The organism is Paenibacillus vietnamensis, from assembly GCF_020169515.1.
GTDB lineage: Bacteria > Bacillota > Bacilli > Paenibacillales > Paenibacillaceae > Pristimantibacillus > Pristimantibacillus vietnamensis.
The window spans coordinates 412,905-429,907 of the sequence record NZ_JAHMHW010000001.1; the positions used below are offsets into that span (position 1 = coordinate 412,905).

Below are 17,003 nucleotides of genomic sequence, written 5' to 3' on the forward strand. Positions count from 1 at the left end.
ACAAAGTTCCCCTTCATTTAGTTGAGGGGAACTTTGTTTTATCTGTCATGTAAATTAGTTTAATGGATTCATTCGTGAGCTTTCCTTTTTGAAGAATGCCCGTTTTCGAGCAGCTTGGCGTACCGGAAGAAAGCAAAGCAGCGTCACAGCAAGGGCTGCTGCAATAAATACGACCGATCCCAAAATGGTGTCCGATACAGCATGAGCAAATTGCACCGTTGAAGGTTGATCCGTTCGGATAGAACCATCAAATATGGTGATGAGGATAGCTAACCCTAATGATGAACCGCTTTGATGAGCGACATTAATGAGACCCGAGGCTGCGCCGGCATCGTGAGAATCCACACCTGTGAGACCGAAAGCGGTGAGCGGTTGGAAAACCATTCCGGAACCAATGCCCATAATAGTTAAAAGGATGAACATTTGCGGAAAAAACGGAGCTTGCAAGGTGACGATTGTGCTCAACGAGAATGTACCAACGATTGCGAGCAGCAAACCGGCTATCAGGACTTTTACATTTCCAAAACGGTACACCAACCGATGCATCAGGAACATCAACCCGAACTGGGCGCCTGTAAATGGCAGGAAGGCTAAACCAGCTTCAAATGAGCTGAAACCGAGGACATTTTGCAAATATTGAGGGATAAAGAAAAAAAGTGAAAAATTTCCGCCCACCATCAGGAACCTTCCAAGATAAGCACCGGACCGTTGTCGGCTCGCAAACAAACGGAGCGGGATGATCGGCTCGGCCGCTTGTGTTTCTATTAGAACGAATGCCGATAACAAAACAATCCCGGCTGCAAGCGGAATCCATGTTTCAGGTTTCCCCCAGCCGTGTTCCGCAGCTTGAACAAAACCATATACGAGCGAAGTCATGCCGATTACGGATGTCATCGCACCCCAAAGATCAAAACGTCCGATCCTTGTACCTGTTTTCTGTATGAACTTCTGTACCAAATAGAGCAAAGCAATCCCAATCGGTACATTGATAAACATCCCGACGCGCCATGAAATAAAATCGGTGAAAAATCCGCCTAGGATAAGACCGATACTGCCGCCTGCAGCCGAAACCGCACTGTACATCGCAATCGCTCTTGAACGTTCCTTCGCTTCTACAAAGCACGCCGACAGCAAGGCCAGCGCAGCAGGGGTTGCCAATGCAGCCGCAAAGCCTTGGAATGCACGGGAAACAAGCAATAATTCGGCTGTCGGTGCCAAGCCGGCCAGCAAAGAAGTTAGCGAAAATAATCCAATGCCAATACCAAGCATTTTTCTGCGTCCCAAAAGATCCCCTGCACGGGCGCCAAGCAGCAAGAAACCGCCAAACGCCAAAATATAACTGTTGTGAACCCAGGTCAAGCTGGTTGTCGACATATGAAGCGAACGGCCGATTTGTGGCATTGCCGTTACCATAATCGAGGCGTCAAGCACAACAAGAAGCTGGCAGGCGATAATAATGGTTAAAATGATCCATTTTGGCTGTTGCATAATCATGTTCCTTTCCTTATCCCAAGATAGGGTTTCTGAAAAATATTATGAATGGTATCGGATAAAGGAAGTAGACCGTTCCTGCTTGAAAATTGCCTAAAGCTGCAAGATGATGTTTTTTTTATTTTGTTCCTTTGCTTGGCAATCTTTTTGTATGCCTTTATAATTTAGATAAGAATGGGGGATGGAATCAATGAAAACGGTGGATCAGCTCATTGCCATGACGAATCGGATGACCCAATCGGATGGACGGACGCCCACCAGAATTCCGTTTCTAAAGATTGTCAGACACAGTCGCGATACACCGCGAAGTCCAGGTGTTCTGACTCCTTCCTTTTGCCTGATCCTTCAAGGAGCTAAGAAGCTGTACCTGGGTCAAGATATTTTTCATTACTCGGCGGGTGATTATTTGGCATCGCTGATCGATATGCCGGCTTTTGCTCAAGTCATAGGAGCTACGGAGGATTCACCGTATATTGGGCTGAGTATCGAGTTTACGACGCAAGAAATCGCTTCTGTAGTTATGGAGGCAGAAATCGTCACGGAGCCGAAAGAGAAAGATCCGGGTGCCGGAGCCTTTATCGGAAAATCGGATGACGAGCTGCTGGATATATTTTTCCGTCTGCTGAAGCTTATCGATAAGCCTGGAGATATTCGGTTTCTGTCCGATTTGATCAAAAGGGAAATGATTTTTAACTTACTGTCAGGTGATTTTGGGCATTTATTTTTCCAAAAGGCGCTTTTTGATCAAAGAGCGGAAGGAGTCGGCAAGGCGATTCAATGGATCAAAGAAAATTATGAACGTTCTTTTACCGTAGAGGAGCTTGCAAAATCCTGCAACATGAGTACCTCCGGTCTGCACCATAAATTCAAAGCGATCACAACGATGGGGCCTTTGCAGTATCAGAAGCAGTTTCGCCTTCAGGAAGCCAGGCGCCTGATGTTGAGCGGTCCCATGGGGGCAACGACGGCCGCATTGACAGTAGGCTATGAAAGTCCGTCGCAATTCAATCGGGAGTACCGAAGGCTTTTTGGTTTGCCTCCTTTGCAAGACATTAAAGCGATGCGTAAATCTTCTTCCGCTTGGGGATTTGAGGATAGTTAAGGATGTTGAATGATGGAACCCAGGCATATAATGGAGGGACTAGTTTTACAACTTGGGGGTGATCATTCTGCAGGAACTTGTTGGCAGCTGCGTGAAATGTAAAAAGCAAATTTTTTGCAATGATGGATTTATTAATGGAGTAGTGTTAGAAGATAAAAATGTAATATGTTTCGAATGCTTCGATAATGAACAAAATCAATCGATAAATGATAATGATTCAAGCAGATTTAAAATATGATCCATATTAATACTCTAAACCCAACCATAGTAAAAATTTAATGGCTGGGTTTTCTATAGTTTCGGTATCGTCATCGTTTGTTTTGGTTACACTACACTCCGTAAAAAGCGTAAAAAATGCTTTAATAAGGGGTGAGTTCCATGTTGAACCATATTTTGAAATCGGCGAAAAAAATTTTTCCAATATTCATTTTCTTAATGATGGCTGCTATTTTGTTGGTTTCTCAACCTGCATCCGGGAAAGCGCCAACTGTCGGAAACGGCGTGCTTGTCTATTCGCCGGATCCATCGCAAACCTTTGATCAAGCGGGAACAACGTATGCGCGTATGATTACTTTAAAGCATAACGGTCCCCATAATGGAACCTTGCTAGTCACTTTTGATCAATTGGTTGAAGTAAACGGACGACAAGTTTACCCGATTTATAGAAGCACGGATAATGGTGCCACATGGACTTTGGCAGCAAATATCGGAGATGATCGCTTCCATACGACGAGGACGTCACAGCCTGCACTTTTTGAGGTTCCGCAGCAGGTCGGCAATCTTGCACCGGGTACGATACTATTGGCAGGCAACATTTTCCCTGAGGACAAGTCCAGTTCAAGAATCGTTATTTATAAGAGCACCGATCGCGGCTCTACGTGGACGTTTTTAAGCACAGTCGATACCGGCGGACTTGTATTATACGATCCGACTCCTGTTTCAACCACTTCAACGATATGGGAGCCGTTTATGGGGCTGGATCGTTCAGGAAACCTTGTTGTGTATTACTCCGACGAACGGCAGAAATCCAAGAACATCTTGCAGGCGCTGGTCCTTCGCAAATCAACCGATGGCGGACAAACGTGGGGGCCTGTGGTCAATGTGGTAGCTATACCAAATAAAAATGACCGTCCCGGCATGATAACCGTCATTAAACTGCCGAATGGCAAATATATGGCCACCTACGAAATCGTGAACCGCCCGGACCAAACCTTTAAATCCGCGCCGGTATACTTTAAATTTTCAGATGATGGGGTGACCTGGAATGCGTCGGATGTGGGAACCCCCATCCAATTGAGCGACGGAAGAGGGATCGGATCATCGCCTTATGCCAAGTGGGTTCCTGTCGGCGGACCTAATGGTGCTATTATCGTTGCAGCAAAATGGGGGCTTGATCCATCGGGTCATGTTAGCGGCGGACAAAACTTTTTTATTAACTACAATTTGGGGCAAGGAAACTGGGAAAGGCTGCCTATGGCCGTTACTTATGACGCGATCGATTATGCCGGTTATTTTCCGGGGTACAGCCAAAGCATGGATACAAGTGTCGATGGATTAACCCTTTACCAAGCCACGAATGTTGAAAATCTTACAACACGGCGAAACGATATTCGTGTCGGCTCCATTCCTCTTCATGCAAATCGGTATGAAGCGGAAAAGGCAGCATTGAATCACGTTCAGGCGGGGACGGTTGTAGACGGGTCTAACGGACAAGAGGTACAGTTTATAAATTACCCGGACAGCACTGTCAAATTCACTAAAATAAAAGCGCCGTCCAGCGGAACGTATACCGTAAATGTCAGATATTCAAACGGTACGGAACAAAAAAGTACCCATAAAGTCCATATTAATAACGGACAGGGATTCACGCTTGATTATCCTCCAACGGCAAATTGGGATCGGTATTTATGGGTATCGTTTACAACCGATCTGAATAAGGGAGATAACACGATACAATTTTCTTATGATACAGGCAATGCCGATCTTGACGTCATAGAGGTATATAAAACGGATAAAGGGGCCGTTCGCAAAACGTTAGCCGGAACGGCTTTGGAATATAAAAATCCGATCATTAAGCAGCGCGCTGACCCATGGGTGTACAAGCATGAGGACGGGTACTATTATTTTAGCGGGTCGGTTCCCGAGTACGACCGGATCGAATTACGTCGTGCGAAGACGATTCAGGGACTCGGCGAAGCGCAGCCCGTCACCGTTTGGACGAAACGGGAAAGCGGTCCAATGAGCAAGCATATATGGGCGCCGGAGCTCCATTTTATCGACGGAAAATGGTACATCTACTTTGCGGCAGCGAGAACGGATGCTCCATTCGATCACCGTATTTACGTGCTGGAAAACACTTCTGCAAATCCATTGGAAGGAGTTTGGGTAGAAAAGGGGCCTATCCGGACGAAGTGGGAAACGTTCTCGATCGACGCGACTACTTTCGAGCATCGCGGAAAACGGTATTTGGTGTGGGCACAGAAAGATCCGGATATCTATGGCAACTCTAACCTGTATATTGCCGAGATGGAAAATCCTTGGACAATAAAAGGACAGCAAGTTATGCTTTCGAAGCCGGAATTGCCTTGGGAAATTATCGGGTTTTGGGTGAATGAAGGGCCGGCTGTACTGAAGAGGAATGGCAAAATTTTCATGACCTATTCCGCCAGCGCTACGGATGCGAACTATGCGGTGGGTATGCTCACGGCTGACGAGTCGAGCAATTTGTTGGACCCAGCTTCCTGGAGCAAATCCAAAACGCCTGTCTTCCAAAGCAATCCAAAAACGAGTCAATACGGACCTGGACACAACAGTTTTACGGTTTCCGAAGACGGCAAACGGGATGTGCTTGTCTACCATGCCCGCAATTACAAAGAAATTGCAGGTGATCCCTTGTATGATCCGAACCGGCATACGCGCGCCCAAGTCTTCACATGGAACAAGGACGGTACACCGAATTTCGGGGTCCCCGTAGCGGATGCAAAGGAAGAATAACACGGTATATAAAAATGCGAGACAAAACGATTTGAGCCGTTCTGTCTCGCATTTTCATTAGAGCATCATGCGTTTTCATGTTTTTAGAAGTAAAAAAAGAAGCTTTAGACTCATCTGAATCTAAGCAACCTCATGCTGTTCAATATGACGATCAAGGCTGCTCCCGTATCACTAATCACCGCAATCCATAATGTCAGCAGTTCCGGAAAGATAAGAATTAAGGCAGCTGCCTTAATCATGAGCGAAAACCAGATATTCTGTTTAATGATTCGAATGGCCTTACGACTTAACTTTACCGTATGGGGGAGTTTCTCTAAATGATCAGCCATTAAAACAATATCCGCAGTCTCCATGGCAGTATCTGTCCCGGCGCCACCCATAGCTACCCCTAGATTGGCCGCTGCAAGAGCAGGCGCATCATTAATGCCATCGCCGACCATTGCAACAAAGTGACCTTCATCTTGCAGCTGTTTTATCAAGTTTACCTTGTTTTCAGGCAACAACTCAGCGAAATATCGATGAACCCCCGTTTGAGCCGCCACCTTTTTTGCTGTGCCTTCGTTATCACCTGTAAGCATAATAACTTGACTTATTCCGACTCTATGGAGATCGCGAACCGCTTGAACAGAAGTCTCCCGAACGCTATCCGCAACAGCAATTACGCCATGGATTTTTTCCTGCGTGCCAACAATCACAAGGGAGTGACCTTCGTGTTGGAGAATATCGATCTGTGATTCAATTCCCCCCATCGGGTTGTTTAATTCTTGAAACAGTTTGAGATTTCCGGCAAAGTATTCTTGCCCATCAATCATAGCCCCGACGCCTTTACCGACAAAGTTTCTAAATTTCTCGCCCTGGTAGGCATTGAACCCTTTACCTTTCGCATAATCAACAATGGCTTTCGCAATCGGATGTGTAGAATACTCCTCTAAGGTATGCGCGATGGATAATAATTCGCCTTCAGTCTTTCCCGTCGTTATGATTTGAGAAACTCGTGGTTTGCCTTCAGTTAAAGTACCTGTCTTATCGAAGGCAATCGCTGTTATCCTTCCTGCGACCTCAAGGAAGGCTCCACCTTTAATCAGAACGCCATTCCTGGCTGCATGACCGATTGCGGACACGATTGCCACAGGCGTGGAAATAACGAGAGCGCAAGGACAAGCTACAACGAGCAGTTCCAGTCCTTTATAAAACCATTCCCCCCAAGTACCTGGAAGAAAGAGCGGTGGGAATAAGCATAACAAATAGGGCTGATATAAAAACGATTGGCGTATAAATTCGGGCAAACTTGTCTACAAAAGCTTCCGTTGGCGCTTTTTGTTCTTGAGCTTCTTCAACGAGGTGAATGATTTTGGAAATCGTCGTATCTTCAACGAGCTTTGTTACCTTGATCTCTAAAGATCCATGTTCATTGATCGTTCCTGCATACACCGGATCACCGGGATGCTTATCTGCTGGAATGGATTCGCCTGTTATCGGAGCCTGATTAACACTGGATTCGCCGCTGATCACTTCTCCATCTAGGGGGATTTTATCTCCCGGTTTAATGACAATGATTTCTCCAACCGAAATTTCTTCGACGGGCTTTCGAATGAGGTGTTGACCGCTTTTAACAAATGCTTCAGGAGGGGCTAAATCAATCAGGCTTCGAATGGAGTCGCGTGTTTTTTCGATAGACCGATCCTGAAGGATGTTGCCTAACGCAAATAGCCAAACCACGGTTGCACCCTCGAACCATTCTCCAATCGCGGCAGCACCAAGAACAGCCGCTGTCATCAACACATTCATATCAAGCGAACGACTTTTCACCGCATAAAAGGCGCTTTTTGCCGGCTTGTAACCACCAAGGACAATGGCTGCTGCATAGAGAACATTAATCAGGATTTCAGAAACGCCCGAATACGACCCGATAAAACCGATCAGCAAGAAGACTCCTGATAAAACAACACGATTTTTCCCGGAATTGTCTTGTTTCACTTCACCAGATCGGTTTCGCGAAACAAGAGAGGCTTTGTATCCTGCCTTAGATACTTCTTTTATGATATCTTCAACCGTATTGTCGTGTTCGATCGTCATTTTCCCTGACGAAAAATTGACACTTACAGATTTCACCTCAGGGTGAGATTTCAGGTGATTTTCAACCGTTAACGCACAAGAGCTGCAATCCATTCCTGCGATGCTGTAGGTCCGGGCCTTTCCTTTCTGCTGTATCTTAAGACTTTTCTTGAATTTGATTTCTTTAGGACTACCAGAGGTTGGGGAGGGGGAGGGGGAGGAACAACTTTGATCGGTACAGCAGGAACTGCTTTTTTCTTTATCTTCGCTCATAACGGGGTACCTCCCTTATGGTTTCTGGCAGCAATCCAACTCATCGTTTCTCTCACAGGCAGCGACTTCTTCTTCCACCTGGACAAAAACGGCTTCCATGATGTCCAGTAACTGAGCAATTTCTGCGTTTCTCAAGCTGTAATATATGTATTTTCCTTCTTGTCGGCTAACGATGATTCCACAACCTTTTAGACAAGCCAAGTGCTGCGAAATATTGGACTGATTTCCTTTAAGGTCATCTACAATTTGTGATACGGTCTTTTCTCTATATTTGATGGATTCGAGTATTTGAAGTCTTGTCTTATCACTAAAGCCACGAATGAACTTTGCTTTAACATCAAGGCTAAATTTCCCCACTACTTCACGTCCTTACCATCATATTAGTAACTACTAATATGAATTATATTAGCATTCACTAATATGATTGTCAAATTCGATTCATCAGCGGAGGTTCTACGGCGGCTAAAGAAAAGCCTACCTGAGTCTCCATATTTTGTAGGGACTCAGATAGGCATGAACATTTTAACCGCCATGCTGCATCGCAAATAAGCGACACTCCTTGGCACAATTTAAACAGATCCGGCCGCACATTTGAGATTCCTGATCCGGATGCCTCAAACATTCATGGCCGCAGACTTCACAAACATACGCACAATATTCGCAAATGGACTTCATTAGAAGGCTGTTGCTTGAGATGAATTTTGCACATACCTCACAAATGGCAGCGCAATCGGATAATAATTTAATTTGGGACCGCCTTGTATGTGCATCAGATCTGCTGAGAAGCTTGTCGCTGGTCATAAAACATATAGTTGCGCAATGATGAAGTATTTGCAGTAGTCTTCCTGTGGGCATTAACATATGGGGTTGCATATTCGTACTCCTTCGAATTAATTTAACGTTATACAGTATTCATCGTATGAATGACCTGCCCCATAGTGGCCTATTTTGGGCGGTTGTGTTATTTACCACAGGTACGATGAGGAGCCCAATCCATCCATGACTAACCCCAATATAAAAAACAGCGGCAGCCTTGGACGAATAATATCATCCTTGACTCCCGCTGTTTTCTTGACCATCATTTTCCGTCAGCGTTTAACATTTTCCCTTTTTAAAGGAACCGAATTCAATAGTTACCGGACCAGAGGGCGGGGCGCAGCAGAGCGACACGTCACGCGGTTCTCCAGCACTTTCAAATTCTGAATCCTCTTTTGTGTGAAAGATTTCCCATGCATTGCCGTCCGGGTCATGAACCCAAACCTTATCCTGTACCGCGTAGCAGCAGGTCGTGTTCATTTCGTCGATCAGAAGGAGCCCCGATTCCCGAAGGCGATCACCAATTGCCAGAACCTCTTTGGTATCATGGACTTGAAATCCCAGATGGTTAAGTACGCCGTTCTTTTCAAAGGGACGGACATTTAAGGAAAAATGGAGTGCCGGATTATCCAGCTCAAATTTCGCATAGTTTTCTTTTACCTTTGTTGGCTCAGTGCCAAAGAAAGCTTTGTAAAAGTCGAGAGATTTCTGAAGATCGCTGCAGTTTACCGCTACGTGCATTCGCTTAATCATGCTCATTCACCATCTTTCACAAATTTTTCAATGCGATTTTTAATGGATTCCCGCACTTCTCGAAACTTTGCCATGATTTCTTCTTCCGTACCGGTCGCTTTCGCCGGATCTTCGAAGCCCCAATGCCATCTTTGCGCTTTATCGTTGTGTACTACTGGGCAATGATCATTCGCGTGACCGCAAAGGGTAATAATGTAGTCTGCTTGCTTCAGGATTTCGGGGTCAATTACGTCGGAAGTATTCCGCGAAATGTCAACACCAGCTTCATCCATCACTTGAACAGCCCGAGGATTTAGCCCATGCGCTTCAAGACCGGCGCTTTTGACTTCGTAGTGTTTGCTCCCCAGCGCTTTCAAAAATCCGTCTGCGATTTGGCTTCTGCAGGAATTACCCGTACAAAGAAAATAAACTAACTTCTTCTCCAATTTATTCAGCTCCTTATTCATGCAGTGTTTTATAAACCAATGAAGCAGCGATTGCCCCAAGGACAGTAGCCACTACGTATAACCACAAATGCTGCACAGCTCCTGACACTAGTGCAGGACCCAGTGAACGTGCGGGATTCATTGATGCTCCAGAGATCGGCCCCGCGAACATCGCCATCAGTCCGACAGTAGCGCCAATCGATATGCCGGCAAAGCTTTTCACTGCTTTACCATGTACAGCCGACCCCAAAATGACAGTCATCAGGACAAACGTCAAAATAAACTCCAAAACAAACGATTGGCTTTCTGACGAAAGGGGGAGGGTAGCGCCTAAACTCGCGACATTGCCAAACAAAAGAAAAAGCGTATAGGCAGCAGCGATCGCCGCTATAAACTGAGTAACGATATAGGACAAACTATCTCGTAGCGAAATATCTCCCCGTACGAAGAATCCAATCGTTACCGCAGGATTAAAATGGGCGCCTGATATATGACCAAACGTATAGATAAGCGCCGTGACAACAAGCCCGAAGGTCAGGGCAACTCCTACATGTGTGATACTTTTAGTGATCTCCTCAATCACCATGGCCCCAGGACCGGCAAAAACTAAAAAATACGTACCGATAAACTCAGCAATTAGTTTCTTTTTCATTTGTCACTCCGCAGCAGCTATTACCAGAACGAGCTGGTTTGAAAATACAGCACAGCTCCTCTGAAAGGATATGGCTAACCTGTTCTTGATCAATTTCGTAATAACTCCATGTGCCATGCGTCTCCTTCGTAATAAACCCGGCATCAAGCAAGATCTTCAGGTGATAAGACAGCTTGGATTGAGACATTCCAAAAATTTCAGTGAGATCGCAAACGCAAGTGTTTCCGCGCTGAGTAAGTTCATACATGATTTGAAGCCGTTTTTCATCGGCAAGCGCTTTAAATTTGGATTCATAGTCTTTGAATGAAACTTCGTTCATTGAGGTCATCACCTTCTTTTGTTAATCAACTTTTTTTGATTTATTAGCTGGATTGAATGTATCATCATTCTTCTCTTAAGTCAATTGCTTAATCAAAAAAAATTGATTATTTCGTTAAGTTTCTGCTTGAAAAAATTTTTCCTAATGAACTATGCAAAAAAACGGAGCCACGTAGGATTATGGCCCGTTTTCTAATTAACCTGACCTAAAATCATACCCGAAACTAAAAAACGGCAACGTCCGGTAACTTTACCGCTTTGGCAATTTTTCCGGAGATTACACCTACTGCAAATATCAGAATGAGGAGGAACAGTACATGATGAATCATGATTGATGTCTCGTTGACCATGAAACTCATTCCTCCTGTCAGTTGTTAATGACACTTTCGAACTTATCAATTTGTTCATTCGTGCCGATTACAACCATAATATTTCCTTCTTCAATAACGGAATCGGCTGTTGGAGCAATGACGATGTCGTGCTTGTTATTGATCGCTACAATGCTGCAGCCATGTCTTGCTCTTGTGTCTAAATCCTTCAAAGAACGCCCTGCTATTTTTTTTGTTGCAGACAGCTCTGCAATCGTGTAATCCTTGGATAGCTCAATATAGTCCAGTAAATTTGGTGATACAATCTGGTTCGCTACTCGTGCACCCATTTCACGTTCAGGGAAGATAATACGGTCCACGCCCATTTTATGAAGAACCTTGCCATGGAGTTCGGATAGTGCCTTGGCCACCACTTTTGGTACACCAAGATCTTTAAGCAGAATAGTGGTCATAATACTTGCCTCGATGTCATCTCCAATTGCAACAATTACACAGTCAAAGTTCCTAATGCCTATTGCTTTCAAAACTTCTTCGTCAGTCGTATCGCCGATAATAGAATGAGTCAAACGTTCCCCAGCTTCTTCGATAATTTTCTCATTCCGGTCAATGCCCAATACCTCGTATCCAAGATTGATAAGCTCGTTGGCGACACTGCTTCCGAACCGTCCCAGGCCAATAACAGCATATTGTTGTTTTTTCCTCATAGTTTAGTCTCCTTACCCGATAGTGATTTTGCCTACAGGATATTTGTACAATTCCTTCTCTTTATTAGGGTTTAGCGCATACGCCAAGGTTACGGGCCCTAATCTGCCAATGAACATCATACAAGCAATGATGATTTTACCTAATACCGATAGTTCCGGCGTAAGACCCAAACTGAGACCTACCGTGCCAAAAGCTGAGGTCACCTCGAACAGTATTTTTAAAAATTGAGCATCTTCCGTAGTGGTAAGAATCATCGTCACAAACACGACAAGGAACATAGCTATGATTGTGAGCGTAATGGCTTTAAATATCCTGTCCTGCGCTAGCCGGTACCGGTATATAGAGATATTGTCTCTGCCGCGAATCATCGTAATCATTGCGCCTATCAGGATCGCAAAAGTTGTTGTTTTTATTCCGCCCCCTGTTGAACCGGGAGATGCTCCGATAAACATAAGTATGATGATAAAAAATTGTGTCGCTTGACGAAGTGCAGCGAGATCCAAAGAATTCGGACCAGCGGTACGCGGTGCAACCGACTGAAAATAAGACGACAAAAGCTTAGATCCCCAGTCAAGCGGCTGTAATGTATTGGGGTTGCTGAATTCAAATATAAAAATAACGATCGTGCCAATAATAAGCAGGGCTGCGGACATGCTTAGAACAACTTTTGAATGCAGCGACAGCTTATTGCTTTTACGTTTTCTGTACTCAAGAACATCTGCAATAACGATAAAGCCGATCCCTCCGAGAATAATTAAGCTCGTTACAACAAAAGTCACCAGAGGGTCGGAGACGTAGCTTGTAAAACTGCTAAAGGGCCCGGTGATGGGGCCAAAAAGGTCAAATCCTGCATTGTTAAACATCGATATGGCATGCCAGATACCATAATACAAAGCTTGCCCGAAGGGCATATCATACGCAAACCGAATCGTTAGCAGCAAGGCTCCTGCACCTTCGATAACTAATGCATATAGCAGTACTTTGCGAATAAGCCGTACAATGCCTTCCATGCTTGTCTGATTTAGTGATTCTTGCAAAATCAGCCGTTCTTTAAGGGAGATTTTCCTCCTGGAAAGCAGTGCGATAAGAGTACCCATCGTCATAAACCCAAGACCGCCTATTTGTATTAAGGTAATGATGACGATTTCCCCGAACTTGGTCCAATGCGTACCCGAATCGACGGTTACGAGACCGGTGACGCAGGTTGCAGATGTGGCGGTGAACAAAGCATCTATAAATGAAGTGGGTGAACCGTCTTCTGAAGAAATCGGTAACGTTAACAGAAAGGCACCTAAAAAGATAATACAAGCAAATCCAAGTGCCAGTACCTGTGGAGGAGATATGTGGCGCAGCGGGAAGGTTTTTGACTTTACCATAATCAATAACATCTCCTTATTTGCGAAGCACTCTTACGTGACTGTAAAATAGAGGATCGAGTGAAGAAAGCTGGTTTTATTATGTCATTTCAATTTCATTTAATACCCATATGTGTTGTTCATGAAAATCACTTTAGCTAATCCGAGTTGAAGCTTCCTGGTCTTTAATCCGGAGAAAGAAGACGATATCCAACTCCAGGCTCAGTAACGATCCATTGGGGTTGAGTTGAGTCCTCCTCCAGCTTTTTACGCAGGTGGCCAATATACACCCGAACGTAGTGGCTGTCGGATGGATTGTGATGGTCACCCCACACTTGCTGGAGCAACTGTCGTTGGGTGACGACTTTCCCGGCGTTGATCGCTAAAATTCTAAGAAGGTCGTATTCGGTTGGTGTCAGCTTTATTCTTTCTCCATTCAATTCCACAATGCGCTGCGCAAGATCGATAACCAATTCGCCGATCCGGAGAATGGGGTCGTTTATGGATTGGGTGGCATGCCTCAGAGCAACACGAATTCGGGCAACCAGTTCTCCCATGGCAAATGGTTTCGTAACATAATCGTCGGCTCCGCTATCAAGTGCTGTAATCTTGTCTTCCTCTTGATCTTTAGCCGTCAGCACAATGATGGGCACGCTCGACCAGCTTCGCATCCGTTGCAGAACTTCCATTCCGGTTATATCCGGCAATCCAAGATCGAGGATAATCAAATCCGGACAAATCAAGGAGGCTTGCTGCAGGCCTTCTTCTCCCGTGGAGGCTTCGTGAATGGCGTATTGATGAGCCTGCAAGGTCACCTTCAGAAGCCTGCGAATTTGCTGCTCGTCATCGACAATTAATATACAGCTTTTTTGCTCATTCATTCTCATCACCCTCCATTTTTCTTTCATAAAATATTATTACTTGCTTCGTTTTGCTTATGTAGAGGAAGCGTAATTGTAATGATGGTTCCCCGAGGAGCATTTCGTTTTCCCGAAATGGTGCCGTTGTGAAGTTCCACAATCCCCTTGCAAATCGCCAGTCCCAATCCCGTACCTGTCACATGCTTGGTGGCCTGTGCGCGGTAAAATTTTTCGAAAATCCGCTCGTACTCATCGTTGTTGAGCCCGATTCCTTGATCGGCAACGGCGATAACAAGGTTAGATTCTTCTACATAAACCTCGATATTGATTTCAGTATAGTCAGGACTGTATTTGATCCCGTTGCTGATCACATTGACCAATACTTGCTCCAGCAGAACCTCATCACCCAGTACCATTGGAGCGTTATCAGGCAAATGCACTCGCAGCTTTCGATTCTGTTGAAAGTCTTTCACTTGAGCCAAGGCCACCCCAATGAGATCTTCCGCATCGCACCAATTTTTCCGCAAACGCGGCATCCCGCTTTCCAGTTTTGCCATACTTAGCAGATTCATCACTAACCGATTCATCCGAAGCGCGCCATCTCGAATCGTCATGAGCAATTCTTTCCGATCCTCCGTAGTAAAAAGATGATCGTTTTCGATGAGTCCGGTTGCCGAGCCGATTATAGCGGCTAATGGGGTACGCAGCTCATGTGAAACAGAATCTAAAATAGCGGCGCGAAGCCGTTCCGATTCAGCTGTCAAATGAGCAATTTTAGCTTCTTCTGCAAGCTTCACACGATCGATGGCGCTGGCTGCCAAGCCGCCGATGGCTTCCAGCATCCGCTGTTGTTCAGTTGTGACCTCACTTTTCCATTCTTCCAAATGCAGTGCCAGAACACCGTGTACATGGCCTTCCGTCCGCAAAGGCAAGTACCAGCCCGAAGCCTCTCTCAAGGTACGACTACCGTAGCCGACTGCTTCGCCATGATCAAACGCTAACTTTGCCATTACCTTTTCTGCTTCTCCCTGTCCCCAATCGCTTTGAGTATCGGAATGGTGGGATAACACCAAACGGTTTGCGTCATCCGGCAAGTAAATGGCGATTTCCGAACCGATCATTTTCGAGACTTGACTCGAGATGTTCTCCAATAAGGAATGAATTTCAGTCATATCGCTCATCTGTCGGCTAAGCTCATAAAGCGCGGCTGTATGCGCTTCTCTTTGTTTCGAGTAGTGCAGTTGTCGTTTCAGTCTAGCGGCCAAACTGGCCGTTAGCGCGGCTACAGCCAGGTAGACGCCGAACGAAATCAGATAGCGCAAATCAGCTACGGAAAAACTTAAAACAGGAGAAACAAAGAAAAAATCAAACGAAAGTACCCCCAGAGCAGCGGCGTAGAGAGCGGGACGCAATTCCCACAAGACGGCACTCAAAAGCACTGGAAATAAAAAAAGAAGCGCTACATTAACCAGATCCAAAGCAAGTCCGAATGGATACAATACCCCCGTCATGGCAGCTATGAGCAAGGTTACGCTCGCGTATGGAATCCATCTCCGGTTTAAAGGTTTCAGCTTATGCATGTATACTCCTTCCTGTTATCCCGGTTGACGTTCCTTCTATAGTCTAATCTAATGTAAAAAAGAAATAAAAGGAATCAAACAGGGTGTAAAAATCACATAAAAGGCGTGAATAGTCTTATAATCAAGAGATTTTGCAAGAAAAGTGCAGGTTTATCCTTCATAACAATTAAATCCAGACCTACAGATCAATATTTACACGGTTATTCGGCTAGCGGCATTTTACAGAGATCTGAGCAAGGAGTAATATTCATTCCATGAATTGAAATGCTGTTCGATTCAAACCATGGCCTGGTGAAACAGCAGAGGAGTCATTGGCAGACCGCCGATCGTGTGAGAGCGATTCGTGCGGAACTGTCAAAGACAAATTTAACACGTGGCGTCTCTCACCGCCCGAATAATGACTTAAAACAACGCTGAATCCTTTAACGAAAAGGAACGGGGGAACCAAAGGAAGTCGGAATCGGCTTCATGGGGTGAATCGACCGGCATCAAGATGCCGGTCGTAGGGCGACTCTCGCGCCCGAATCCGTCAGCTAACCTCGTAAGCGTACGAAGAGGCAACACTTGTCGCTAGCCGATCAGGACGACTACGTCATGATGGAGAAGCTGCGGAAGAGGGTCCTCTTTTCCAAGGCTTCTTTATTGTTGCCTTCTTTCTGAAAACGGAGGAGGAGCGTATGGAACAACGTCGTATTTTGGTGGCTGCATCCACTGAAGCGGGGAGAAAATTCATTCGGCTGCTGCTTTACAGACAAGTGCCGGTAGCGGCCATGACCAATAACAAGCGGGAAGAAAAGCTATTGAAGGATATCGGAGTAAACGAGATTTTACGTGTCAGTACCATCCATAACAAAGCTGGAGAGATACCCAAGTTTCCGATCGGCCGCGTATTCATTTTTGAGATCAGTTTGCCGCTCACTTGCGCATACTTGCAGCTTGTGTCCCGGTGGCCTTGCAAGGCGGTGACAGTTGTTACTACGATGTGGCACCCAAAGGTTATTTATAAAAAACTAGGTGCTGCCAATGTCGTTCACACGCAAACCGGGGAAGTAGGATTTCTGCTCGGCAGCCAAATAGATTAACCATTGGAGGAGTGCTGTGATGCTGGATATTTGGATGGTGCTTACACTTGTCGCAGCTTTTGCACTGGTGACCGGATTTGTCGTCTGGTGCGGGAGAACGGTAGAGGATACGGGAGGCGAACGGGAATGACGATCATATTGATTTTTACGGGTGCATTGCTGATCTACCTGATTTATGCCTTGCTTCATCCGGAAAAATTTTAACGGATTTTG

The 17,003-nt window shown here is 45.3% G+C and carries 15 protein-coding genes, 2 pseudogenes and 1 riboswitch; of the genes and pseudogenes, 5 read left to right on the forward strand and 12 right to left on the reverse strand.

Annotated features, from left to right (window positions below; translation table 11 throughout):
* Positions 1–54: 54 nt before the first annotated feature.
* Positions 55–1,494 carry an MFS transporter gene (locus KP806_RS01645; protein WP_224721812.1) on the reverse strand — a complete coding sequence of 480 codons (1,440 nt, stop codon included), beginning with the start codon at positions 1,492–1,494 and terminating at the stop codon, positions 55–57.
* A gap of 187 nt (positions 1,495–1,681) precedes the next feature.
* Here KP806_RS01645 and KP806_RS01650 point away from each other — a divergent pair, with 187 nt between their 5' ends.
* The 3 genes and pseudogenes from KP806_RS01650 to KP806_RS27940 all read left to right on the forward strand — a co-directional run bounded on the left by KP806_RS01650 (position 1,682) and on the right by KP806_RS27940 (position 5,587).
* Complete coding sequence (locus tag KP806_RS01650) at positions 1,682–2,593, forward strand: AraC family transcriptional regulator (protein ID WP_224721813.1); 912 nt, start codon at positions 1,682–1,684, stop codon at positions 2,591–2,593.
* A gap of 564 nt (positions 2,594–3,157) precedes the next feature.
* Positions 3,158–3,847: pseudogene (locus KP806_RS01655) on the forward strand (sialidase family protein); the annotation flags it as partial.
* 279 nt (positions 3,848–4,126) lie between these two features.
* Positions 4,127–5,587 carry a family 43 glycosylhydrolase gene (locus KP806_RS27940; protein WP_397376354.1) on the forward strand — a complete coding sequence of 487 codons (1,461 nt, stop codon included), beginning with the start codon at positions 4,127–4,129 and terminating at the stop codon, positions 5,585–5,587.
* 110 nt (positions 5,588–5,697) lie between these two features.
* On the opposite strand, the pseudogene KP806_RS01665 reads toward KP806_RS27940, so the two are convergent.
* The 11 genes and pseudogenes from KP806_RS01665 to KP806_RS01710 all read right to left on the reverse strand — a co-directional run bounded on the left by KP806_RS01665 (position 5,698) and on the right by KP806_RS01710 (position 15,708).
* Positions 5,698–7,915 (reverse strand): annotated as a pseudogene (locus tag KP806_RS01665) (heavy metal translocating P-type ATPase).
* A 15-nt stretch (positions 7,916–7,930) separates the two neighbouring features.
* A complete protein-coding gene (locus KP806_RS01670) occupies positions 7,931–8,272 on the reverse strand; it encodes an ArsR/SmtB family transcription factor (protein ID WP_224721814.1) in 342 nt (113 codons plus the stop codon).
* 738 nt (positions 8,273–9,010) lie between these two features.
* Positions 9,011–9,484, reverse strand: a complete 474-nt coding sequence (locus tag KP806_RS01675; RefSeq protein ID WP_224721815.1) for an ArsI/CadI family heavy metal resistance metalloenzyme — start codon at positions 9,482–9,484, stop codon at positions 9,011–9,013.
* A gap of 2 nt (positions 9,485–9,486) precedes the next feature.
* The gene (gene arsC, locus KP806_RS01680; protein WP_224721816.1) at positions 9,487–9,909 is read right to left on the reverse strand and encodes an arsenate reductase (thioredoxin); all 423 of its coding nucleotides are present in this window, start codon (positions 9,907–9,909) and stop codon (positions 9,487–9,489) included.
* A 13-nt stretch (positions 9,910–9,922) separates the two neighbouring features.
* A complete protein-coding gene (locus tag KP806_RS01685) occupies positions 9,923–10,561 on the reverse strand; it encodes an MIP/aquaporin family protein (RefSeq protein WP_224721817.1) in 639 nt (212 codons plus the stop codon).
* A complete protein-coding gene (locus KP806_RS01690) occupies positions 10,539–10,880 on the reverse strand; it encodes an ArsR/SmtB family transcription factor (protein ID WP_224721818.1) in 342 nt (113 codons plus the stop codon). The genes KP806_RS01685 and KP806_RS01690 overlap by 23 nt, the downstream gene beginning before the upstream one ends.
* A gap of 223 nt (positions 10,881–11,103) precedes the next feature.
* Complete coding sequence (locus tag KP806_RS27525) at positions 11,104–11,229, reverse strand: hypothetical protein (protein WP_263575524.1); 126 nt, start codon at positions 11,227–11,229, stop codon at positions 11,104–11,106.
* A 17-nt stretch (positions 11,230–11,246) separates the two neighbouring features.
* Positions 11,247–11,912: a potassium channel family protein gene (locus KP806_RS01695; protein WP_224721819.1), complete on the reverse strand. Its 666-nt coding sequence runs from the start codon at positions 11,910–11,912 to the stop codon at positions 11,247–11,249.
* Between the two features lie 12 nt (positions 11,913–11,924).
* Positions 11,925–13,289, reverse strand: a complete 1,365-nt coding sequence (locus KP806_RS01700; RefSeq protein WP_224721820.1) for a TrkH family potassium uptake protein — start codon at positions 13,287–13,289, stop codon at positions 11,925–11,927.
* A 164-nt stretch (positions 13,290–13,453) separates the two neighbouring features.
* Entirely contained in the window at positions 13,454–14,155 is a 702-nt protein-coding gene (locus tag KP806_RS01705) for a response regulator (protein ID WP_224722406.1), read from the reverse strand.
* A 17-nt stretch (positions 14,156–14,172) separates the two neighbouring features.
* The gene (locus KP806_RS01710) at positions 14,173–15,708 is read right to left on the reverse strand and encodes an ATP-binding protein (protein WP_224721821.1); all 1,536 of its coding nucleotides are present in this window, start codon (positions 15,706–15,708) and stop codon (positions 14,173–14,175) included.
* A 401-nt stretch (positions 15,709–16,109) separates the two neighbouring features.
* Positions 16,110–16,271: riboswitch (cyclic di-AMP (ydaO/yuaA leader) on the forward strand.
* A gap of 114 nt (positions 16,272–16,385) precedes the next feature.
* Here KP806_RS01710 and KP806_RS01715 point away from each other — a divergent pair.
* Positions 16,386–16,790, forward strand: coding sequence for a hypothetical protein (locus KP806_RS01715; RefSeq protein WP_224721822.1), 405 nt, complete (start codon positions 16,386–16,388; stop codon positions 16,788–16,790).
* 126 nt (positions 16,791–16,916) lie between these two features.
* Positions 16,917–16,994 carry a K(+)-transporting ATPase subunit F gene (gene kdpF / locus KP806_RS27945; protein WP_224722407.1) on the forward strand — a complete coding sequence of 26 codons (78 nt, stop codon included), beginning with the start codon at positions 16,917–16,919 and terminating at the stop codon, positions 16,992–16,994.
* Positions 16,995–17,003: the final 9 nt, after the last annotated feature.

Coding starts and splice junctions, on each gene's coding strand:
- KP806_RS01715 (WP_224721822.1), top strand. CDS start 16,386: ATGGAACAACGTCGTATTTTGGTGGCTGCATCCACTGAAGCGGGGAGA.
- KP806_RS01705 (WP_224722406.1), bottom strand. CDS start 14,155: ATGAGAATGAATGAGCAAAAAAGCTGTATATTAATTGTCGATGACGAG.
- KP806_RS01710 (WP_224721821.1), bottom strand. CDS start 15,708: ATGCATAAGCTGAAACCTTTAAACCGGAGATGGATTCCATACGCGAGC.
- KP806_RS01645 (WP_224721812.1), bottom strand. CDS start 1,494: ATGATTATGCAACAGCCAAAATGGATCATTTTAACCATTATTATCGCC.
- KP806_RS01685 (WP_224721817.1), bottom strand. CDS start 10,561: ATGAAAAAGAAACTAATTGCTGAGTTTATCGGTACGTATTTTTTAGTT.
- KP806_RS01700 (WP_224721820.1), bottom strand. CDS start 13,289: ATGGTAAAGTCAAAAACCTTCCCGCTGCGCCACATATCTCCTCCACAG.
- KP806_RS01690 (WP_224721818.1), bottom strand. CDS start 10,880: ATGAACGAAGTTTCATTCAAAGACTATGAATCCAAATTTAAAGCGCTT.
- KP806_RS27940 (WP_397376354.1), top strand. CDS start 4,127: ATGGATACAAGTGTCGATGGATTAACCCTTTACCAAGCCACGAATGTT.
- KP806_RS01675 (WP_224721815.1), bottom strand. CDS start 9,484: ATGATTAAGCGAATGCACGTAGCGGTAAACTGCAGCGATCTTCAGAAA.
- KP806_RS27525 (WP_263575524.1), bottom strand. CDS start 11,229: ATGGTCAACGAGACATCAATCATGATTCATCATGTACTGTTCCTCCTC.
- KP806_RS01650 (WP_224721813.1), top strand. CDS start 1,682: ATGAAAACGGTGGATCAGCTCATTGCCATGACGAATCGGATGACCCAA.
- KP806_RS01695 (WP_224721819.1), bottom strand. CDS start 11,912: ATGAGGAAAAAACAACAATATGCTGTTATTGGCCTGGGACGGTTCGGA.
- kdpF (WP_224722407.1), top strand. CDS start 16,917: ATGACGATCATATTGATTTTTACGGGTGCATTGCTGATCTACCTGATT.